General features: G+C 45.9%; 23 protein-coding genes. 12 read left to right on the forward strand and 11 right to left on the reverse strand.

Going from position 1 to position 21,326, the window contains the following annotated elements; all coding sequences use genetic code 11:
• Nucleotides 1-111: 111 nt before the first annotated feature.
• Nucleotides 112-1,377 (forward strand): hypothetical protein, encoded by a 1,266-nt coding sequence (locus E5S67_RS17190; protein WP_172189312.1) that lies wholly within the window; start codon nt 112-114, stop codon nt 1,375-1,377.
• A 46-nt stretch (nt 1,378-1,423) separates the two neighbouring features.
• Here E5S67_RS17190 and E5S67_RS17195 read toward each other — a convergent pair whose 3' ends face one another.
• The 3 genes from E5S67_RS17195 to E5S67_RS17205 all read right to left on the reverse strand — a co-directional run bounded on the left by E5S67_RS17195 (nt 1,424) and on the right by E5S67_RS17205 (nt 3,390).
• Complete coding sequence (locus tag E5S67_RS17195) at nt 1,424-2,275, reverse strand: ATP-grasp domain-containing protein (protein WP_172189314.1); 852 nt, start codon at nt 2,273-2,275, stop codon at nt 1,424-1,426.
• A gap of 86 nt (nt 2,276-2,361) precedes the next feature.
• The gene (locus tag E5S67_RS17200; protein ID WP_172189316.1) at nt 2,362-3,051 is read right to left on the reverse strand and encodes a M78 family metallopeptidase domain-containing protein; all 690 of its coding nucleotides are present in this window, start codon (nt 3,049-3,051) and stop codon (nt 2,362-2,364) included.
• Between the two features lie 15 nt (nt 3,052-3,066).
• On the reverse strand, nt 3,067-3,390 hold the full coding sequence (locus E5S67_RS17205) for a helix-turn-helix domain-containing protein (protein ID WP_172189318.1): 324 nt from the start codon (nt 3,388-3,390) through the stop codon (nt 3,067-3,069).
• Between the two features lie 253 nt (nt 3,391-3,643).
• On the opposite strand from E5S67_RS17205, the gene E5S67_RS17210 reads away from it, so the two are divergent.
• From E5S67_RS17210 to E5S67_RS17245, 8 genes are all read left to right on the forward strand, one after another.
• On the forward strand, nt 3,644-3,910 hold the full coding sequence (locus E5S67_RS17210; protein WP_006634886.1) for a hypothetical protein: 267 nt from the start codon (nt 3,644-3,646) through the stop codon (nt 3,908-3,910).
• 95 nt (nt 3,911-4,005) lie between these two features.
• Entirely contained in the window at nt 4,006-4,707 is a 702-nt protein-coding gene (locus tag E5S67_RS17215) for a hypothetical protein (protein WP_172189320.1), read from the forward strand.
• A 59-nt stretch (nt 4,708-4,766) separates the two neighbouring features.
• Nucleotides 4,767-5,135, forward strand: coding sequence for a hypothetical protein (locus E5S67_RS17220; RefSeq protein WP_172189322.1), 369 nt, complete (start codon nt 4,767-4,769; stop codon nt 5,133-5,135).
• A 55-nt stretch (nt 5,136-5,190) separates the two neighbouring features.
• A complete protein-coding gene (locus tag E5S67_RS17225; RefSeq protein ID WP_172189324.1) occupies nt 5,191-6,168 on the forward strand; it encodes a coiled-coil domain-containing protein in 978 nt (325 codons plus the stop codon).
• Nucleotides 6,169-6,267: 99 nt separating this feature from the next.
• The gene (locus E5S67_RS17230) at nt 6,268-7,362 is read left to right on the forward strand and encodes a coiled-coil domain-containing protein (RefSeq protein ID WP_172189326.1); all 1,095 of its coding nucleotides are present in this window, start codon (nt 6,268-6,270) and stop codon (nt 7,360-7,362) included.
• Nucleotides 7,363-7,508: 146 nt separating this feature from the next.
• Complete coding sequence (locus E5S67_RS17235; protein WP_172189328.1) at nt 7,509-8,234, forward strand: DUF433 domain-containing protein; 726 nt, start codon at nt 7,509-7,511, stop codon at nt 8,232-8,234.
• The gene (locus E5S67_RS17240) at nt 8,231-8,647 is read left to right on the forward strand and encodes a PIN-like domain-containing protein (RefSeq protein ID WP_172189330.1); all 417 of its coding nucleotides are present in this window, start codon (nt 8,231-8,233) and stop codon (nt 8,645-8,647) included. Before E5S67_RS17235 ends, E5S67_RS17240 begins: the two co-directional genes overlap by 4 nt.
• Nucleotides 8,648-8,868: 221 nt before the next feature.
• The gene (locus E5S67_RS17245) at nt 8,869-9,150 is read left to right on the forward strand and encodes a YiaA/YiaB family inner membrane protein (protein WP_172189332.1); all 282 of its coding nucleotides are present in this window, start codon (nt 8,869-8,871) and stop codon (nt 9,148-9,150) included.
• Between the two features lie 94 nt (nt 9,151-9,244).
• Here E5S67_RS17245 and E5S67_RS17250 read toward each other — a convergent pair whose 3' ends face one another.
• The 3 genes from E5S67_RS17250 to E5S67_RS17260 all read right to left on the reverse strand — a co-directional run bounded on the left by E5S67_RS17250 (nt 9,245) and on the right by E5S67_RS17260 (nt 10,429).
• A complete protein-coding gene (locus E5S67_RS17250) occupies nt 9,245-9,715 on the reverse strand; it encodes a ferredoxin (RefSeq protein WP_172189334.1) in 471 nt (156 codons plus the stop codon).
• A gap of 77 nt (nt 9,716-9,792) precedes the next feature.
• Nucleotides 9,793-10,179, reverse strand: coding sequence for a DUF1257 domain-containing protein (locus E5S67_RS17255; RefSeq protein WP_172189336.1), 387 nt, complete (start codon nt 10,177-10,179; stop codon nt 9,793-9,795).
• A gap of 40 nt (nt 10,180-10,219) precedes the next feature.
• Nucleotides 10,220-10,429: a DUF2997 domain-containing protein gene (locus E5S67_RS17260; protein ID WP_015176940.1), complete on the reverse strand. Its 210-nt coding sequence runs from the start codon at nt 10,427-10,429 to the stop codon at nt 10,220-10,222.
• A gap of 607 nt (nt 10,430-11,036) precedes the next feature.
• Between E5S67_RS17260 and E5S67_RS17265 the strand changes: the two genes are divergently transcribed.
• A complete protein-coding gene (locus E5S67_RS17265) occupies nt 11,037-11,906 on the forward strand; it encodes a serine hydrolase domain-containing protein (RefSeq protein WP_339382896.1) in 870 nt (289 codons plus the stop codon).
• A gap of 328 nt (nt 11,907-12,234) precedes the next feature.
• Here E5S67_RS17265 and E5S67_RS17270 read toward each other — a convergent pair whose 3' ends face one another.
• From E5S67_RS17270 to E5S67_RS17285, 4 genes are all read right to left on the reverse strand, one after another.
• Nucleotides 12,235-13,527, reverse strand: coding sequence for a sensor histidine kinase (locus E5S67_RS17270; protein ID WP_172189338.1), 1,293 nt, complete (start codon nt 13,525-13,527; stop codon nt 12,235-12,237).
• Between the two features lie 58 nt (nt 13,528-13,585).
• A complete protein-coding gene (locus E5S67_RS17275; protein ID WP_216670529.1) occupies nt 13,586-16,096 on the reverse strand; it encodes an ATP-binding protein in 2,511 nt (836 codons plus the stop codon).
• 27 nt (nt 16,097-16,123) lie between these two features.
• The gene (gene modA, locus E5S67_RS17280) at nt 16,124-16,912 is read right to left on the reverse strand and encodes a molybdate ABC transporter substrate-binding protein (protein ID WP_172189340.1); all 789 of its coding nucleotides are present in this window, start codon (nt 16,910-16,912) and stop codon (nt 16,124-16,126) included.
• A 99-nt stretch (nt 16,913-17,011) separates the two neighbouring features.
• Nucleotides 17,012-17,746, reverse strand: coding sequence for a class I SAM-dependent methyltransferase (locus E5S67_RS17285; protein ID WP_172189342.1), 735 nt, complete (start codon nt 17,744-17,746; stop codon nt 17,012-17,014).
• Between the two features lie 693 nt (nt 17,747-18,439).
• Between E5S67_RS17285 and E5S67_RS17290 the strand changes: the two genes are divergently transcribed.
• Entirely contained in the window at nt 18,440-18,760 is a 321-nt protein-coding gene (locus tag E5S67_RS17290) for a hypothetical protein (protein ID WP_422614757.1), read from the forward strand.
• Between the two features lie 13 nt (nt 18,761-18,773).
• On the opposite strand, the gene E5S67_RS17295 is transcribed toward E5S67_RS17290, so the two are convergent.
• Nucleotides 18,774-19,646, reverse strand: a complete 873-nt coding sequence (locus E5S67_RS17295; RefSeq protein ID WP_246276833.1) for an ABC transporter permease — start codon at nt 19,644-19,646, stop codon at nt 18,774-18,776.
• A gap of 239 nt (nt 19,647-19,885) precedes the next feature.
• Here E5S67_RS17295 and E5S67_RS17300 point away from each other — a divergent pair, with 239 nt between their 5' ends.
• Nucleotides 19,886-21,214, forward strand: a complete 1,329-nt coding sequence (locus E5S67_RS17300; RefSeq protein ID WP_172189346.1) for a M16 family metallopeptidase — start codon at nt 19,886-19,888, stop codon at nt 21,212-21,214.
• Nucleotides 21,215-21,326 lie beyond the last annotated feature (112 nt).

Raw genomic sequence — 21,326 nt, forward strand, 5'->3', positions numbered from 1 at the left:
TCCTTAGTAGTGTAGATTTTCAGATCTGAAGTCTATTTATTTTCAACTCACCTTTGCTGAGTCTTTTCTTGCTGCCTAGTCTAAACTCCAGTAGCTATTCAGGTAAAAAATATGGTTTTTGTGTTTCCTCCTCACATACAGGCTGGTATCATCTCCGGCACTTATGAAGTCGTGAAGAATAGTGCAGGAGTATTATTGGGAATAGCTAGAGACAGGGCAACAGGTCACTTTGTAGGTGCCGCAATTGGGATGGTTGCCGAGCCGTTGTTAGCTATTCCAGATTTTGTATTAGGTGTAGGGCAAATGGTTCAAACAGATATGGGTTTTAAAGAAACTTACAAAAGACTAGATGTGATTCAGTATGGCTTAAACTCTCTCTCGGCTAATGTGGGCATTCTGTCAGCATCTACTGCCGTCATTGGTGTCGGCGTGGTGGCAATAGCTGCACTGTCAGCCGTTAACCTTCATCAGACCTTAAAAATGAGGGAAGATATTAAGGAATTGAAGCTAACAGTTACACATGGCTTTATTAGTATAGAGGCACTGCTGAAAGATCATAAAGCAGAAGTTATTGCTGAAATTAAACTGTTAGCTGAAAGCACTATTTTTGAACACCATCGTTTAATCTTGAGTCAAGCTTATCAGAAATTCGCTCAAGCACAGAAACTAATTCAAAATGCTTTATTAATGGAAGATAAACATACCAGAAATTCTACCTTAACAAGCGCACAACACATTTTAGCTAATGCTTTAGCTGACTATAATAATCCTGAGTTATTCAAAGCCACTTGTGCAGTAGGCTATCTTCGTAGAGTTGAATGTGCTTGGGCAATTGAGCAGACAATTTCATTAACTTATCAATTGCTGAACGAGCCTGCGTCTGTAAGTAATTCCCTTTCCCACCTCCAAGAAAGAATACGCCAAGACATTCTCACCGTTATTGAGCGCTGCACAAAAGATGAAATTGATTTTATATTTCCAGAAATCACACGGATTTACAATCAGGATCTAGCAGTTTTAAACTCTTGGCAAAATCAGGTAGATTGGATGCTAAGTTTATCGGCTGATGAGTGTAAACAATTGGCTAGTTTAAATATGGAAACGACACCAGTTTCAAATACTAATCAAGAAGTTGCTATAGTGGCAGAACCAGAAGAAATTGCGCTCTACGAAAACTTGCAGCAAAAATCCCACTTCAAATCACTACGCGATCAATTGCGATTTTTGATAAAACCTAGCTTGCGTCAACAACATGAATCTTATATCAGTCAGAAAGCAACTACCTCTGGCTATAAAGCTTTAGCCCCCTCAAATTGGCAAGAAGTCAATGATTTAACTGTTGCTAACCTCTACTGGTATTTTCAAGGAATGGAGTGAAGTTCAAAATATGTAGGTTGGGTTAAGGTTCTCGTTACTCAACTCTTCATTTCAAATAAGGCGTTTTGTTAACAACCAAGCTATCCAGAAGGCTTTTAAACATTGTTACGACAATTTGGCGATCGTTATCTCGGACAAAAATATCGTAATTGGGACTTGAGTTAATTTCAATTAACCAATATGCTCCGTTTTTATCTACTGCGATGTCAAGCCCAGCATAATTAATCGAAATTTCCTCAAAAACAGGTTTAACAAAATCTTCAATTGCCGACATTAGAGTGGGATTAATTATATGTTTGGCTTTTGCACCTTCCCAGTGCAGCGGGCTTAAATTCCCCGCAAATCTAGCCTGAGATTTGTCTTTCTCGTACAGCAAAACTAGCTTTTCTTTGCAGAAGACAGCCCGATATTCGCAGGCAATTTCGATGTATTCTTGAGCTAGGGCTACATAGTCATAATCTTTGCTGTTGACGTTAAATATAATTTCTACGGCTTCTTTAATTTGCTCTCTAGTTTCACACAAAAAAACATTGTTGCCACCAGCACCGCGATTTCTTTTGAGAATCACCGGGAAAGCGAACTTTTTGTTTACTTCTAAAACTATTGATTCAATATCTGGGAAAGTCAAATACTTTTTATACTTCTCCTCGCAGTGAGGCGACACAAAACCGAGAGTTCTGGGAGTATTTATTTTGCCGTTTAATAGTTGATAGGTATATTCTTTGTCTTTAAAAATCTCTGCTAATGACGCGCTGTTAAATGGCGTCATGTAATTGACAAAATAATATTCTTCGCCGCCCTGTTTGAGTCTAATCAAGTTTTGGGAAGGATGCAGGATTTCGTAAGGGATATTTAATTCCTCACAAGCTGCCAGCAGGATTTCAATATTGGTTAGCATAAAATGTAACTTAATTAGAAATTAATTTAAAGATTTGAGATTAGAGAATCGCTTCCTAATCTCAAACCTCAAATTAGATCGCACTTTTATCCAAACAACCGCTGCTGTCCGTTTGCCGCATCTTTCCCGGCATAAATCTCGCGCGTTCCCTTGGGAATATAAATCCAATCGAATTCTTGCAAGCGGTTTGTCAAATTGGAAATGCTCACTCCCAACTCATCTCTCATTTTGTATAAATGCGACCACTTAGTTAAATCGCGTCCCTGTCTTTTTTCCTCCAAAATACACCGAGGCATCAACAAACAGCTTGCAAAATATTGCGCTTGCCATTCGATCGACAAAACCTTATTATCCGCACTCGCACCCCGACAAACAAACGGTTCCTCGACATCCTGGGCGGTTTTTCCTTGATTGCCCAAGTTTAATTCCAACTGTTCGACAGTGCCGTCTGCTTCGTCTTGATTGACGTGTAGCACCCAGTGTCCGATTTCGTGGGCGATCGTCGATTCGATGAAGCCCGGCGGTTTTTCGAGAATCTGTTCGTTGATTTCGATTAACCGCTGCTGCGGCAAAATCCTCGCCGCGATCGCACCTTCTTCATCCGGCTCAATGCACTCCCAAACTACGCCCAAATCCAGAAAATCAGCAACCGTTGTCGCATCAAAAGGCCATCTCGGAGCAAAATTTTGCGTTTTCTGCATCTGCATCAAGATGTCATTTGCCAAACGCTCGATCGATTCTTTGGGATAGAAGCAATACGGCTTAAAAATACTCACTATGAGGGGCCTCTCTTACGCTTCAAAAGACTGTTTGAGCCAATCTGGATTTTCTTGCATCCGGCGGAAAAGAGCCTGCATTTCCTTCGGATTCTGCTTCAGCAGCGCTTCGTACTGCTGCGGCAGTCTCCCCGCCAAGAAAATCAATTCCTCTTCGTTTATGTCTAGATTCCGCGCTAATGCTCGGATTACGTCCTCTTTTGGCGCATAATCGGCTCGATCGTTCTCCAACTTCGACAAATAAGTAAAGTCCACACTTAGCATAGCTGCTAGCTCACGTTGTGAGTAAGCTTTGTCCTTGCGAGCTTGACGGATCAGTCTTCCAAATGTTTGTTCCACGGTTTTTCGCCTCCTGACAAGCATTCTAGCCTGTTTTGATGAAAAGTTCAACAAAACACTTGACGGGAAAATCAACCCGCGCTACCATGAGGTTAGTTGACGGTTTAATCAACTAGGTTAACCGCCCTGGTAGGGTCAAAAGGGGAAATTATCCCAGGAAACAGCTACATATAGCGTCTTTAAATTCAGAGGAGTGAGAAGCGCTGGGCGTCAAAACGCTTGTACGCAGCAAACAAGGAGGAGCAGATCGCAAATGCTGAGAACCTGGACAGACACGCATTACAAGCTCGAAGACGATGACTGGCTATACATCGCCACCCACGAAGAACAAAGCTCAGCCTCACTGGTTTGTCCCGGCTACGCGCGGGATGGCGAAGGCTTCAGCATCCACTTCACCCCAGCGCACTTAGAAACGTTAGAGCATTTGCTCGCCGCGCTGCGGATTATCAAAGCTCAACAAGAGGCGATGCTTGAGTATACCTATCCAGAACCAAAAGCGACAACACATCTGATTAGGTAATCGAAGTTCGGCCACGAGCAATGTACGAGATTTAACGGATTACCAATTACCAATTCCCGGTAAAGCAGCAATAAATAAATAAGGAAAAACGAACCATGACTAAAACACAAGAAAGACCTACGTTTTCAGTATTTGGTGCCAAACCGAGCAATGCTTTGCTAGTACCAGAAATCCCGATCGCCGTCCGCAATAACTGCCAAAGCGGTCAGTGGGCGATCGGCGACACCGACTACGGTTCCAAGTGTTCCATGACAATCCTCAAATTCTCCAAATTCTTCGGTTCCCTCGGTCAAACTTCCCACACACTGTGGGGTCAACTGTGGTTTGTCGCAGAAAGTGGCGAATTGCCGCAAGGAGTTGTCATGGTGACCTACATCAAAAACCGCAGCTTGAACGATTTTAACCGCTTGGTAGCATCAGTTCAATCTCGCGGTGTAGAACCTGCAACGGGGATTTTTATTCCCGAATTTGTCAAACATTCCGGTCAGAAACCAGACGATAGTGGAGTAGTAAAACCGATCAACTACTACAGCTTGAAATGGTCTTGGAACGAGCGGAAAGATTGGGCGGTTATCGACCAAGCCGCAGCAGTTTTGTCAGATTCTAGCAATCAATCGCGGATGATTGACTTAGAAGGAACAAAAGCTATGGTGTGTTTAGATAACCTGCCGGCGCAGCAAGTTGCCTGCTTGATGGCTGCTCACGCTGGCGGTGAAAGCGATGCTATGGCTTTGAATTCCAACGGCAGTATGTCGCTACCGCCAGCCGAAGACCAATTAACTGCTGACTTGTTCTAATTTTGTTGTAAAGGCGCGATTTAATCGCGCCTTTACCATAACTGTTACCACAGACTGAAATGAAGAAATTAACCAACCTGAAAACCAAACCAAACCTGCAAGAAAGCCGTTTGAAAGAGAATCTTGAGCTGCTAGACCAAATTCGTACAGACGCAGTTAACGACATCGAAAGTCTCACCGAAGATTTCCAACACATGACTTTAGTTGCCGAATCAGTCCAGCGGAATTACCGAGCTTTGTTAGCCGAAAATCAATTGCTAAAAGGTACACTTTTGAGTATAATTGATGAGTGCGATTGCAGGGAAGGAAATCGGTGCGATCGCTGCTGGAAAATTCTCAAAACTCTAGCCAGCGCCAATCCCGAAGAAAAATCCGATGCCGCCAGAAAATACCAAGCCATTCTCAGCCAACTCCGCAACTCACAATAACTGAAAACGTCTCACTCAAAAGTCTCGAAAAGTTAGAATCAGGAGAAAAAGCATTATGACACTAGCACCTGCCAAAGATAGCAAATCCCAAATTTTGCAAAACTTTCAGCAGATTTTAGCCGACAAAAAAAAGATCGAATCCAAAGTCGAAACCAAAGAACAGTCAGCCGAAAAAGCCAAAAACAAACAAGTCCTAGAAGTCGCTTCCACCTACACAATTGACAGCATCGTCAAAGGCTTGGCCGACTTGCAATTAGATTTCGGCAGCATCACCAGCGGACTTTCCGAAAAACTCAAGGCGGAATCTTCAAAACTAGACGAATTAAAACGTGCGATCGAAATTGAAGCCGAACAATTGCAAGAGTTGCAGCAAATCAGAGTTGTAGCAGACGCCCTCCACATTTTAACTCAAGAGCACCGAGAAAAATTGACCCTGCTCGAACAAAACAGCGCCAACCAGCGCGAAATTATCGATAAAGACACGACCCAAAAACGCAAGGTTTGGGAAAAAGAACAGCAAGAATTTGATGCAGCAGTTCAAGAAGAAACTGCACTCATAACTAAAGACCGTCAGGAAGAAACAGCCGATTACCAATACGAATTACAGCGCACCCGCAAAATCGAAACCGACGAATACGAAGAAACGAAGCGCAAACTAGAACGGCATTTGCAAGAATCTACCCGCGAAAAAGAAAAAAATTGGGTGGAACGGGAAAAAGTCCTGAGTGACAATCAAGCTGAGTTTGAAGCAAATCAAAAGAAAGCGGCGGGATTTGAAGAAGAACTCAAACAGGCTTATGTCAAAGCCAAAGAAGAAGCAATTCAAGAAGTTTCCCGCGAAGCTAAAGTCAAGGCAGATTTAGTGGATAAAGAATGGGAAGGAAGCAAGCAGGGATATGAATTGAAAGTGCAATCTCTACAGCAGATAATTGGGCGACAAACCGAACAAATCGCCGAAATTTCCGCGCAACTGCAAGCGACTATGAAGCAAGCGCAAGACTTGGCAATGAAAGCTTTTGCTACCAAAGCTTAAGGTTTGTAGCTCAATTTTTGATAAGAAGCGGCGGTTGAAACCGTTACTACACAAACAAAGTCCGCCGACGCGGACTAACAAAGTTAGGAGATGAAAGCGATGGCGAGAATAAATGACAAAAATACGAAGGCTGAAATATTAGAATCTTACAAACAGTTGGAAAACGAAAAAAATGCCCTACATTTGCAACTGAAGCAGCTTAATAACGATCAACCTGCCAATGTTTATCAATCAGAAAGCGCAGTCAAAGAACTAGCAATAGCGGCAGCAAAAAAAGCAATGAATTTAACTGAAAGCAAACAAAAAATGCAGTCTACAATCGACAATTTGATTTTGCTGCAATTTGGCTTTGGCGGCGCTGTGAGTGAGTTGTCTGAGAAATTAACTTCTGAAGCTGCTAAAGTCGAAGAATTGCGGCGCACTGTGGGCGAGGAAATTCAACAACTGCAAGAGTTGCACAGTTTAGAAGATGTTGCAGAAGATACGCTGGACACTTTAATTCAACAGTACGAAGAAAGCGCGAAAACTTTTGCTGGCGAACTCAGCGAACAGCGCGAAACTGTTGAACAGGAATTGTTGGAACGCCGGCAAGCTTGGGAAAAAGAGCAGGAACTGCAAAAGTTGGCCGTTAAAGAACGCAATGAAAATCAGCAAAAATCTCGCCAGCGGGATGAAGAGTTGTATGATTATGATTTGAATCTTCAGCGAAATCTGGACATCGAAGAATACGAACAGCGCCAGCAAACGCTGTACAAAGAAATTGAAGAATTTAAGCAGGAACAGGAGAAACAGTGGGCGGAACGCGAAAAATCTATTTCGGAACGAGAAAATCTTTATGCTGAGGTTAAAGCTAAGGTAGAAGCTTTCCCGAAAGAACTGGAAGCTAATATCAAGAACGGGAAAGATAACGGCCGCAATATTGGCAATTATCAAGCTAAAGTTAAGGCTGATTTGTCTGCTAAAGATATCGAAGGGCAAAAGCAAAATTATGAACTGCAAATTCAAGGGATGTTGCAGACAATTCAAAATCAAGATGAGCGCCTTGCTAGCTTGTCGAAACAACTGGATTCTGCTTTGAAACAGGTTCAAGATTTGGCGGTGAAGGCGATTGAAGGTGCATCGAATTTGAGTTCTTTCCAAGCAGTGAGGGAAATTGCGATCGAACAAGCTAAGACTCAGCAAAAAAATAAGTAATCCGTAGCCCTTTTAGGAGCTAATTAGGTTGCTTTAGATACCCGATTTCTAGAAGAAGTCGGGTATCTGGGTATTGAAGGGAGAGATTTTTGCGATCGCCCGCGAACTGTGCAAAAATATAAGTATTTAGGATTAGGACAACTGCTATGCTTGATACTAACTACTTCGATCCGCGCGACATTCCTATATATTCTATCCCTGAAGCAGCGCAATATCTCAGGCTGCCGAAGGATAGGTTGCGATCTTGGGTTAAGGGCTGGTCTTCGGAAACAAAAGCGGACAAGCCCTTCTTTGAGCCACTGATTAAGTTACCTCACCCCAACAATTTTGAACTGCTTCCCCAGTCCAAAACTACACTACTTTCTTTCACAAATTTGGTAGAGGCTCATGTCTTGATTGCCATTTTTAAGGCTACTGGCTTCTCCCGAAAACAACTTAGCACTGAACTCGACTACATCAACAGTCATCTTTCGACTCCTCAATTATACGGTGGAATTGAGTTTCAAATCGAGGGAATACCTCTTTTGTTTGAGAGATTCGGACAGAAGCTTGCAGCATCTGACAGGGAAAAGGAAGCAAGACAGATTCTAAAAACTTATTTCGATCGCATTGTACGAGATGAAGCTGGATTACCCCTCAAACTCTACCCTTTCACGAAGCTACCAGGTGCGGACGAACCTAAAACAGTGATGATTGACCCCAGAATATCATTTGGCCGCCCAGTTTTAGCTGGAACTGGCATTCCCACAGCTATACTGGCGGAACGTTACAAAGCTGGGGATTCCATCGATGAACTTGCCGAAGACTACAATTGCGATCGGCTCCAAATAGAGGAAGGTATTCGCTGCGAACTTCCGCTAGTAGCAGTATGAATGAGATATTTTTCATAGACAGATGTTTAGGAACGAAACTGGCAGATTCACTACGAAAGGAGGGGGCTACAGTAGTAATTCACGACGATCATTTTAAGAAGCAAGATATGAAGGATGAGGATTGGCTGAGGATAGTTGGAGAGCACAATTGGGTGGTATTAACAAAGGACAAGAAAATCGCTAGCCGTCCTTTGGAGTTATTAGCCGTGGCTCAAGGCGATGTACGGCTTTTTGCATTTGTGGGCGGCGATGTTCCTGGAGTTGTAGTGGCACAAGCTTTTGTAAATGCCTTAGAAAATATGCAACGATTTATTCGGGGGAATCAAGCACCTTTCATCGCTAAGGTGTACCAGTCGGGTTTGGTAAAGCCCTGCAAGAACCGAAAAGAACTTTTGAAAATGCTCCCTAAGTAAATCATCCCAAATCAGTCTCCCTTAGTCCAGTTTCCAAACTGTCTACTCCCACCCAGTCTTTCGAGAGCCTCAAATCCTATCTACAGCGTTTAAATATTTAGTAAAAAGCCCGATCGCACTGTTCACTTATCGAAACTGTCCCTTCTTCTCCTGACCGCTTCACTCACGCTATCTATTCTTTAAGTTAATCAACCAAAAGATATATTTGACTTAGAGGCACTATGCAGAAACAAATCATACGTCAAAAAGATACTAATGCTTGGATACTTCAGTGCTGGGTTTCTTTTATTGTTGCCCTTTCCGCAACTACTGTAGGTATCATTTATTTACAGGTAGACCCCTGGCAAAAAGCTTTTATGGGTATGGGTTTAACTTTTTCAGTCGGCTCGTCTTTTACTTTAGCAAAAACCATTCGGGATAACAACGAGGCAACAACATTAACTGCCAGAATCGACGAAGCTAGAGTTGAGAAAATTCTCGCTGAGCACCATCCTCTCAAATAAATTTAATTATACAATGTATATAAAAAACAGCCCGGGCGGGCTGTTTTTGTTGTTGGAGCCACAGGTTTCAAGCTGCGGATGGGAATTGGGGATTTCAATGGCTACCTTTGAACTTACGATCGCCCAATTTAGCTTTTTTCCGCTGGCGACCACGGGCCCGAATCGTCGCATACTCCAGAGGAAAGCCAACGACAGGAATCACCTGATCCTTGCGTTCTTCTTCCAGATTCTTGAGTTCGGTGTAATCAACCCAGTGAATGCAATTCACCGGACAAGTGTCGATCGCCTCAGCAATCAACTCTTCAGAATCCCCGTCTTGTCGAACTACGCGCGATCGACCGTAATCCGGCTCAATATAAAAAGTATTGCGAGCAACGTGAGCGCAGTGCTTGCAGCCAATGCAGGTAATCTCATCAACATAGACACCTTTTTGGCGCAACACGCCGCCCAATTCCGGTTCCAAACCAGAGCGATCGGGCGCATCCCGCAAAAAACCTCCCAACTCCGGCTCTAAACCAGAGCGATCGCTTGCTGTATCTATTCCGAGTCCAGAAAGCTCAGACATTTAGACCCCCACAATAGTAAATAAGTCCGCGGAGGCGGACTTTGATGAGATAAGATTGCAAAAATCTCGCAAAATTATTAAGCGCACCAGCGCTGTACCACCAAGCGGAGCGAACCGTCTTGATTTTGCTTTTGCTCAGAAATTTGGAAACCCTGCTTAGCGCTTTCATTCACCACAGTATGGTAAGCGTAGCGCTGAGTCACCTTATTCAGAAAACGGTCTACAGACCAAGCTTGCTGCCAAAACTGCAAGTCAGCCACCAATTCATACTCAGTCCCGTTCCAGCTAAAACCGAGGTCGTAGCCGTTTTCTTGCTCAATAACCACCTCAGCGGTGCTGGTTAGGCCGCGATAGCCGCGCACCTCAGTCGGGCCCGACTTCCAGTCGATACCCAAGTCAGTTAAAGCAGCTTCCAAAGAATTCAAATTGCGGATCTGGGTCTTAATTTGGCTAAAGTGTGACATGGTGATTCCAAAAAAATTTAAGTGAACTCAACAAAAAAAATTACCAATCGCTAAAAGCCACTTGGGCCGTCGCTTCGGCTGACTGATGCAGCGCTTGCGTGAAATATTCCGATGTTGACTCTTGATGAAGCACCACGCCGAGCTGAGCTTCAATTGCAGCCGTTACCTCAGCGCAGGAAGCACCGACAATGCCGGTGACTGTTTCCTGTACGCGGCCATCTGGATAGATCACAAACTCTAGTGTTTCCATAATCCGGGCTGACTGAATAGGAATAGTGAGATCAGACACCGACACCAGCAAGCCAGGGACGATGCCTCCTGAAGTAGCTTCTTGAGAGTTGGCTGACTGACAAAGCGCTATATCAATTTTGACTAATTGATAGGTTTTGAGTCACAACTTAACAGAAGTTATTAATAGGTAGAAGCAATACATCAGTTGTATGTAAAGTTTCGCGTAGATCGTGACATCAGTCAAGTCATACATGAGTGGCGAATATTAGCAACTGCTATTGGGGATCGATCGTCGGCGAGGGAGGATGGATCTCGAGATAGTAGGCCTAGGGTAAGGTGCCGTGTGCTTCGCCCTACAGGTAGTAAGCTGTTGGGCATCTAAATTTTATTTTTCGGGCGGGCGGGACACCCCACAAGAATTCTATCGAAAGTGACGGTAAAACTTAGATGCCTCTGGGCTTATCTTTGCGTAAGTTTTGTAAACGTAAAATACGATCGCGCTTTAGATACCAACTTCTTAAAAAAGTCGGGGTTCTGGGTCTTCTGTTTTTTCGGCGGAATTACTTATCAATTATTTATAATTAATAATCAGGGCTTATCAAAATTTTGAGTCTAAAATCGATCGAATTACGCAGGATTATCTAAGCAAGAGAGAAAACCTGGCTTTAACGATCGGAGTAGTTGACCAAGGACATCATTACATCAAAGGATTTGGCAAGCTCAGCAACACCGATCCTGCTGTTCCTAATGCTGGTACAATTTACGAAATCGGTTCCGTGACTGAAGTATTTACACTAACATTTCTGGCTAAATTAGTGAATGATGGTAATGTCGAGCTAGACGCTCCGATTCGTCTCTATTTGCCCGTAGAAGTCATCAATCAGTTAAATCCTGCCGTCCAATCCATCACGCTGCAACAGTTAGCAACCCATACCTCTGGACTGCCGCGTTTGCCCGACCGTTTCCTTGCAGAAATCAAAAATTATAGCAATCCTTACCTTCACTACACGGCGCAGGAAATGTATGCCGATCTAGCAGAAATCACGCTGCTGAGCGAACCCGGTCAAAGCTACGAATACTCTAACTTGGGCATAGGCTTGTTAGGACATTTGTTAAGCCTAAAAACTTCCCAAGCTTATGAAAAATTAGTGACAGAAATCATTTGCCAGCCGCTGGGCATGACAGATACGGCGATTCATCTGACACCGCAACAGCAGCAGTGCCTTGCACCCGGTCATTCACCCGATGGAATGCTGACTTCAAAGTGGGATTTTGAGGTGATGCCAGCAAGAGCGTTTCGTTCGACATCTGAGAATTTGTTGAAGTTCCTGCAAGCTAATCTCAGTACAGCGAATACCCAAATGGCTGCGATTTTCGCGCGATCGCAATCACAATATTTTGAGGGTACTAAAACTTTCAGTATGGGCTTAAATTGGCTGATTTCGACCCTGCCGAATGAGCAAGTATTGTATTGGCATAACAGTCTTAGTGGCTAGACGAGCTTCATTGGTTTTGACAAAAGCGAGCAAATAGGAGTAGCTATCCTCTCGAATTACGGTGATGCAGCAAATGATGATTTATCGGTGGCTGAAATGGGAATAACGATATTAATGGAACTAGCTTCGCAGTAGCGCCAGCTAATACATCCAGGACTTATGCAAAAAATAGTTGAATGCGTTATGGTAGGGGTTAAGGTGCGTAATACACACCCTACAGTATTAGTTTGTGAGTAAGTCCTACTACCATAAAATCCTAATTACTATTCTCTAAGATCAAGAGTATTCAAATTGATTGATAATTGTTGCCGAAACCGTAACCCTTATTTTAAGCAACCTGTGCCATGACCTGTCGCACTGGAATCTTTACGATAAACTCAGTGCCCTTGTCCAGAGTGGAATCACACTCAATCTTGCCACCGTGTTTTTCAGTGACGATTTGATGACTGATCGACAGTCCCAAACCAATGCCTTTGCCCACGGGTTTGGTGGTGAAGAACGGATCGAATAGTTTAGAGCGAATGAGTTCCGGGATACCGGCTCCATTATCGGCAATGCTAATCGCGATCGAGTTAGCACTACCGATCGAGGTGCTGATGGTAATGGTAGGTTGTTGGTTATCCCTGACACCAGATGTCTGCAAGGCATCGATCGCATTACTGAGGATATTCATGAATACCTGGTTGAGTTGACTAGGGTGGCATTCGACCTCCGGTAATTGCCCGTAATTTTTGATGACTTCGATGGCCGGAAAATCGGGTCTGGCTTTCAGACGGTGTTGCAAAATCAACAGAGTGCTGTCGATACCGGCATGAATATCAACGGGTTTGCAGTCCGCTTCATCAAGGCGGGAGAAGTTGCGCAGGGAGAGCACCAGTTGGCCAATCCGATCGCTCCCGATTTTCATCGAACCCAGCATCTTCCGCAAATCCTCTTGCAAAAATTCCAGCTCCAGGTATTCTGCCCGCTCTCGGATTTCTGCTACCGGATTGGGATAGTGCTTCTGGTACAGTTGCACCAACTCCAGCAGATCCTGAGTGTATTGTTTGACATAGTTCAGGTTGCCTTGAATGAAATTCACCGGGTTGTTGATTTCGTGTGCCACTCCCGCCACCAATTGGGCTAGGGCAGACATTTTTTCACCTTGCACTAGATGCACTTGGGCTTGCTTGAAACTTTCTAAGGCTTGGTTGAGTTCGTTGGTGCGCTGTTCCATGATCCGGGTGGCATTCCGCAGTTGGAGATGCACCCGAATCCGTGCCAAGACTTCTTCATGCTGAATCGGCTTGGTGATGTAGTCCACCGCACCCAGGCTCAGCCCTTTGACCTGATCCACCGAGTCGGAGAGGGCGGTCATGAAAATAACTGGAATATCGCGAGTGGCGGGATTAGCTTTGAGCCGCTGACAGGTTTCAAAGCCATCGATCCCTGGCATCATCACATCCAGCAAAATCAAATTGGGCTCAGACAATTGCACTCGTTGCAGGGCAGTTTCACCATTTTTGGCGATCGCCACCCGGTAGCCCTGTTCGCTCAACAAATCAAACAATACTTGCAGATTGGTTGGGGTATCATCTACGACTAAGATCGTGTTTTCTTGAGATATAGAATAGACTGACATCAGCAAACTCCTAAATATATTGAAGGGATGAATAGCCAATGGTAGATCGATAAAGTGGCTAAACCCGTGGCTCGATTAGATGCAGAATGCCTTCCTCATCAAACTGTTGACTCAGTTCTAGAACTCTGTTCGCAAAGGCAATATATTCCGGCGCTAATTTCTTCAAGCGATGGGCTTCCTGCTGGATATCGGTCATAAAACCACCCTGAGCCGCAGCATAAAGGGTTGCCAGTTCTGCAGCAGGCGGTATTATGATGCTAACCTCATCGGTGTTGCTGACAGCGGGTTGAGTCGCCTCTGTTTCGGTTTCGTAAATCCACTGCAATTCTAGATATCGCTGCAATTCGGCAAGCAACCCAGTAAACTCGATCGGTTTGGGGAAGAAGCTATTGCAGCCTGCATCCAGACTTTCCTGTACATCCACCTGAGACAGAGTAGCAGGGGAGGCAATGATGGGAGTTTGGGCAAAGTCTGGCAGTTGTCGCAGGCGACGGGTCATTTCTAAGCCATCCATAATCGCCATATGTACATCGGTAATAATCAAGTCGGGTCGAGTCTGGATAGTGGTATCAAAACCTGCCTGCCCATTATCAGCTTCCGTCAGCTTAAAGCCCAGCGGTTCCAACATATTCACTGCCACAAGACGGTTTTCTTCGCGATCGTCAATGACCAGAATTTTGCGTCGTTCGCCCTGATAGCCAATAACCTTGTGGTTGGCGATCGCATTTTGTGTTGTCCAATCCGATGCTGGAAGCAACTCGATCTCAAACCAGAAACTGCTGCCCTGGCCCATTACACTCTCGACGTGAATTTCGCTGTCCATCTTCTGAATGATTTGTTGACCGATCGCAAGTCCTAGTCCAGTGCCTTCGATGTTGCGATCGCGTTTCCCTGCCTGCTCAAAGGGTAAGAAAATCGTGGATAGTTTTTCTGGGGCAATGCCAATGCCAGTGTCTTTAATTTGGAAGCGAATTCTTGAAAGTTTTGAGTTTTGAGTTTTGAGTTCTGAATTTGAGTCTTCTGAGTCCACCGCTTCTACCCGAAACGTGACGGTGCCAAAATCGGTAAATTTGACCGCATTGCTGAGCAGGTTGAGCAACACTTGCCGCAGGCGTTTGTCGTCAGCATGGACGGCAGTGGGAAGGTTGCTGGCGGGCTGGTAATGAAACTCCACGCCTTTTTGTAATGCCTTGACGCGACAAATATCCACAGTAGAAGAGAGGAAGTTAGCCAGATGGAAATCCTGGGGATAGAGTTCCATCTTTTGCACTTCCAGCTTGGACAGATCCAGAATGTCGTTGATCAGGGTGAGTAAATGGGAACCGCATTGATAAATCACCCCCAATCCTTTCATCTGTTTGGCGGTGGTGGCGGGGTCGCGCTGGAGGATTTGGGTATAGCCGAGGATGCCGTTGAGGGGGGTGCGGAGTTCGTGGTTCATGTTGGCAAGAAACTCGCTCTTGGTGCGGTTGGCGGCTTCGGCTGCTTCTTTTGCCCGCAATATCTCTAGTTCTACGGACTTGCGATCGCTAATATCGCGGCACACAGCAACTCCCCCTTTCAATGCACCGCTGGCATCTCTCAGAGGTCTGCTACTAGCTGTCAGCCAGAAGCCCTTTGGGGCATGGCGATGACGAGTAAAGATTTCGATATTGTCTACCTGCTCACCCCGAAGGGCCCGCACTAAGGGAATTTGCTCTGTTGGAAGCGGAGTTACCCCATCGGATAGAAACAGTCCATACTGCTCCGACCATTCTTCCGGCTGGCTGTCGGGTATTTTGCCAAACATCTGCTCGGCAGCGGGGTTAAACACCAGGAATCGACCGTTTTCATCGAGAACGAGCACGCCATCGCTCATGCTGTTGAGGATTAGTTGCAATAGGCCAGTCTGGTTTTGAAACGTCTGGTTACTTTGCTGAAGGTCGGTTTCGGCTTGATTCCGCTTCAGGATTTCACTGCAAATCAGGCGGTAAGTCCACAGAATAATTCCTAGGTTGAGGCCGATGCCCACCAGAAATGCCATCATTGCCTCAACGGTTGTGCGGGTGGCAGCTTGCTGTTTCTGCCGCCACCCTACGATTTCGATCGCTTCGATCGGCTGGGTCAGCAGCGTAATCTCGTCGAGCAGTCGTGGGGGGGTGCGATCGATCGCCGCCGCCAGCCCTTTCGTGTCCCGGAGTTCCACGCCCTGCCGGAGTTCTCCCAGGCGGCGCAGGATAAATTCTTCCAGGCGCTTGGTAGCTGCCTGTTGGCCGGGATCGTTCTCTAGCAAGGTTTGCAATTGTCGCAATTCTTGATCGACATCGATCGTCCGAAGCGCAAATTTCCTGAAGTCATTTTTGTTTTGCGCGAGCAGGTATTGCCGCTGGATCTTTTCAGCATCCTGAAATGCACTGGTCAACGCTTCCAAACTATTGAGCGCTTTTAGATGTTGGGCGATCTGGCGGTTAGTTTCTAAGGTGCGGTTAGCGCTCCAAAATGCGATTCCACTCACTGCTAATGCCAGGAAAGTGGCTGCTCCCAGGCTCCCGGCAACGGTTTTGAGAAAGTTAGAGGGTTGTTTCATCATGTCTGTCTCGTGCTTAGTTTCGTCGATCTAAGACCGCAGAGGGCGGAGTCCAAATTTTTGAAATACTGCCATTGCCCGATCGCTGCTTAAAAAGTCCAGATACGCCTGCATTTGCTGGGGATGGGGAGAGGTTTTAACCACAGAGGCACCGGAGCGAATTGGCTCATAGAGGTCGGGCGATACGGTGGCTAATACCTTGACCTTGGAAAAAGCTTTGGCTTCGGGCAGAAAGGTAATGCCCACCTCTGCCTCTCCCTGCTCGACGGCTCGCAAGACTTGCCGCACATCCACCTTTGCCCAGACTGCCTTGGATTCCACTGCCTGAAGGATGCCTAACCGACTGAGAATGAGGTGGCTATATTGGCCAACCGTCAGGTCTTTGTTGCCAATTGCCACCGTTTTGAGGCGATCGCTCGCTAACTCGTGCAAATCATTCAGTTGCACCGCAGAATCAGCCGCAGCAATCACCACAATGTCGGTGGTCACTAACTCCCGACGGCTTGCCGGCAGAATCAGCCCTTGGGCTTGCAACGCATCCAGCGGTGAAATATCGGATAACAAAACCCCATCTAAAGGTTCTCCCTGCTCAACGGCTGCCTGGATTACGGCTGTTCCGGCAAATGTCGGATTCAACCAGATATGGGGGTGTTCCTGCTGATAGAGTCGATCGATTGCCTCCACGGCAGTGCGAACCATGGCTGACGCACCCAAATTGAGCGTCACCGCCTGGATGTGGGGTGGGGAGGAGCAACTGCCCAGCCAGAGGGTGAGCGTCAAGGAGAAGAAGCACAATGTCAGCCATCGGAGGAGTTTCATATCAGGTTTCCTGAGATTTCAGTTTCTAAGCCTTGGATGGAGCTGTAAATTTCGGAACAGTCACTACAGCGACTCTCGATTGTGTCTAATATAAAGTCTCTAATATAATTTCTTGGCAATGATACAAACCATTCCATTAATCATCTCGTTCTGAAGCACCTGTAAACCTATTTCAGATAGCCGATCGCACAACCAATTTTTATTGACCCGCAGTTTTTGGTAATAACTGGCACTGAATGACCAACGATCGCCCTGTTTTTGATAGAGTAAGTCATGGACTGCTACGCTGTTTTCCTGATACTCCAAGAAACAAGTGAGGATTGTAAATTCATCACTTTGTACAGGAATAAAACGCTGAGTTCCATGAAGCTCTGCTGAAACATAATCGCGGAAAGTTAAAATCAACATCCCATTCTCAATCAGGCAGCGCTCAATGTCCAAAAGTAATGAATCGACAGCACTCAATGATTCTAGGTGTGTAAGTGTGTCCCCCATGCAAACAATGAGCTGCGCCTGTTCCTGAATGTGTTGCGAGAAATTAAGCAGATTGTCGTGAATGGTACGGATGGAAAGATGTTTAGCGCGATCGCGTAACTCTGAAAGTAGGGCATCACAGAAATCTATAGCTACTACCGAAAAGCCTAGTTTTGCTAAAGGAATAGATTGAAATCCTGAGCCTGCACCTAAATCAATGGCTAATCCTCGCGGTGCGGAGTCGAGCGCCAATTGACAAAAAAGAGCGTGATTTCGTTCGATCGCTGCTTCAGGATTTCCTGACATCCAACTGTAAACGGCAGCAAGTTGCTGGTTATAGTGGTCTTGTGCTGTGTTCATTATGATGCTAAGGTCGATGACTCGTTGAAAAGGAGCAAAACCATTCAATTCGATGGAAACTCAACAACCACTGTCGCCTTTTACGCGGAAAACTGCTAAAACTAAAGTTCAAATCGCAGAATATGACTGCAATAGTCGCGATTCAGAATGAGTATCTTTAGATTGCACCGAAGATTCACAGTGGCGTAACCGTGCCTAATTTTTCTGTGGGAGGTAACAAACCAAGGATTTATTAAAACGAAAGTAGGCAAAAGAACTAGACTAGCGTTTGAAAAATCAACTGTGGACTTTTACCAAAAAGTTGATTTCTGTGCGCTTTGAATAGCAGTGGCACGATGGTCAAAGTACGGATTTGTTCCTTGAAATAATCTCATAATATCGAAGGAATAGGGAAAAGGGAAGAGGGAAGAAGAGAAATCCTTCCACTCTGTCACACTCCCGGCTTGTTTTCGATAGCGAGCGGGAGGAGCGCACTTGTATATCATTCATATCTAACCGGATTTGATATAATTCATGCTTTGCGATCGCTGTCAATAACTTTTGTAACTCACTGTTTTAGCTCGCCTACTTGTTGATAGTAGCAAATGTAACAATTCATGGTTAAAATTTGTCGTAAACTGATGCTTAGCTGAAAAGTTACTATTGATTATTATGCAAAAGTATAACTGAAAAAAGCTGCAACATGGTTCAGACATTCGCGGTATCGCCATTGAAGGCGTTCCAGACGAACAGGTTAACCCCAGCCCGGAAATGGCGACTATTTTGGGGCAAGCCTTTGTGAGTTTGCTGGTGCAAAAAGTCAATAAATCAGCAACGGAATTAACGATCGCGATCCGGCACGACTGCCGCCTATCCGGGTCAATCTTAATGCAGGCAGTCATAGCGGGTATCACCTCAGCCTGCGGCCCAGCCTACGGCTTTGAAATGGCTTCAAATCCCGCCAAAAGTTTGAGCATACATAAACAATTTTTAGAGGAGGCACAGTATTTCTCAAATACTGTGCCCGCTGCGTAACTCCTGAATATTGCTATTTCCTTGCCGCAGCATTGGATCTGGGGTCTAAAACGTCTCGCAGGCCGTCGCCCAACAGGTTGAAACCCAGAACAGTCAAGGTAATCAGCAAACCGGGAAACAAAATAGTCCAAGGAGACGAAAGAGCGTATCCGCCCTTAAAAGCATCAGAAAGCATCGTCCCCAACTCAGGAAGGGGTGGCTGTGCGCCCAAACCCAAAAAACCCAAACCGGCAGCTTCTAGTGTCGCCGTACCAGTTGAAAGAGTTGCTTGTACAACTAGAGGCGCGAGACTTCCCGGCAAAATGTGGCGAAAAATAATCCGCAAGTCGCTGGCGCCCAAGGCCTTGACAGCCAAAACAAATTCTTGTTCCCGCAGAGACAGCACCATACTGCGAGTTAAGCGAATGTAAATCGGAATTTGCACGACGCTGACGGCGATAATTACGCTTTGCAGGCTCGGCCCGGTGACGGTAACAACGCCGATCGCCAGTAAAATCGAAGGAAAAGCTAGCAAAATATCCGCCAAAGTGCCGATCGCCATTTCCAGAAACCCCCGAAAATAGCCGGCCACCAGCCCCAAAAGCGCTCCCACAATTAAACCCGCACCCACAGAAACCAGGCTGACGAGTAAAGAGATCCCCAATCCGTGCCACACCCGCACCAACAAATCTCGCCCCAAACCGTCGGTGCCAAACCAATGTTTAGCGCTAGGAGCCACCAAGCGCAACAAATAATCTCGATCGACCGCCGGATCGTAAGGAGAAAGTAGGGGGGCCAACAGTGCCCAGATCGTCAGCGCTACAGTCAAAATTAAGCCGATTTTCCCCGAAGTCGATCGCCAAAATCGTTGAAAAGCTGCTTGTAGAAATACTAAGTTTTTATTCAATCTTCGATTTTCCATCGAATGCTGTCACCAAAAAACAGAGGACTTGGGCAACTATTAGGATAAATTAACGATCGCGATCGCAGAAATACGTTAACAGGACTTGCTCCAGGGAGACCAAAAACTCGGTGCGTGCATTACCGTCCATATCCCATTGCATTTTTCGCCCCAAATGCCCAATGCCTGAGCTCTTCCTTAAAGACCCTTTAAGATATAGAGAACAAGATAAATTTAAAAGCACAATGACATCAACCCTGCTCAAAACCTCCCACCGATCGCCCCTCAACGCCCCAACAGTCCGCCATTTCCCCAACGGCCTCACCGTTATAGCCGAACACTTGCCGGTCGATGCTGTTAACCTCAGCGTATGGCTAAATTTAGGCTCAGCCGTCGAACCAGACGACATTAACGGCATGGCTCACTTTTTAGAACACATGATTTTTAAGGGAACTCCGAGCATTCCCAGTGGCGAATTTGAGCGCGCGATCGAGCAGCGCGGCGCTGTCACCAATGCGGCCACCAGCCAAGATTACACTAATTACTACATCACCACAGCTCCTAAAGATTTTGCCGAACTAGCTCCCCTGCAAGTCGATGTGTTGCTCAACGCCAGCATTCCCGACGACGCCTTCGATCGCGAAAGGCTGGTAGTCTTAGAAGAAATTAGACGATCGGAAGACAATCCCCGCCGCCGCACCTATCAGCGATCGATGGAATTAGCGTTTGAAGTCCTGCCCTACAAGCGACCGGTACTCGGCCCGACTGCGGTAATCGAACAGTTGACAGCGCAACAAATGCGGGATTTCCACAGCAGCAGATATCAGCCCGGGGCCATGACAGCGGTAGCTGTCGGCAATTTGCCAGTCGATCGACTAATAGAAATTGTCGCAGACAGTTTTGCAGCAAAAAGTACAGCACAAAACAACAAAATAAATGTGCCTCATGTCGGCAACTTTCACCCAGAACCCCAAACCCTGAACTACGGGCAAGAATCGCCGTTTACAGAAACAGTCCGCCGCGAATTTGTAGACTCTGCCCTTCAGCAAGCGCGACTGATCGTGATGTGGCGAGTGCCAGGTTTCATGGAAATGTCCGAGACTTATGCCCTGGACGTTTTGGCGACAATCTTGGGTCACGGCCGCACAACTCGCTTGGTTCATGATTTGCGCGAAGAAAAAGGGCTAGTTTCGTCAATTTCGGTCAGCAACATGACTCAGCGACTCGGCGGCGTATTCTCAATTTCCGCTCAACTACCGACAGAAAACTTGCCAGCAGTGGAAGCCGCCATCGTCCAACACATCCGCACTCTCCAAACCGAACTGGTGACAGATGCCGAAATTTCCCGCATCCGCACTCAAGTAGCAAATCGGTTTATCTTTGGTAACGAAACTCCGAGCGATCGAGCAAGTTTGTACGGTTACTATCAGTCGATGTTAGGAGATATCGCTCCCGCCCTCAACTATGCAGCCTGCATCCAAGCTCAGACTGCGCAGGATCTCCGAGAAGCCGCCGTCAAATATCTGTCTCCCGATGCAATGGGTGTTGTGGTAATTCGCCCGGACGAAGCATAAATCGGACGATCGCCTCAACAGGGGAATTCTGCCCTCCCTCTGCTTTTGAGGCATCCAACGGCATTCGGCATTCTGCGGAAACAATATCAACGGGCACCAGGGATTTTTAGTC

Origin of the sequence: Microcoleus asticus IPMA8, from assembly GCF_013179805.1 — a bacterium.
GTDB lineage: Bacteria > Cyanobacteriota > Cyanobacteriia > Cyanobacteriales > Microcoleaceae > Microcoleus > Microcoleus asticus.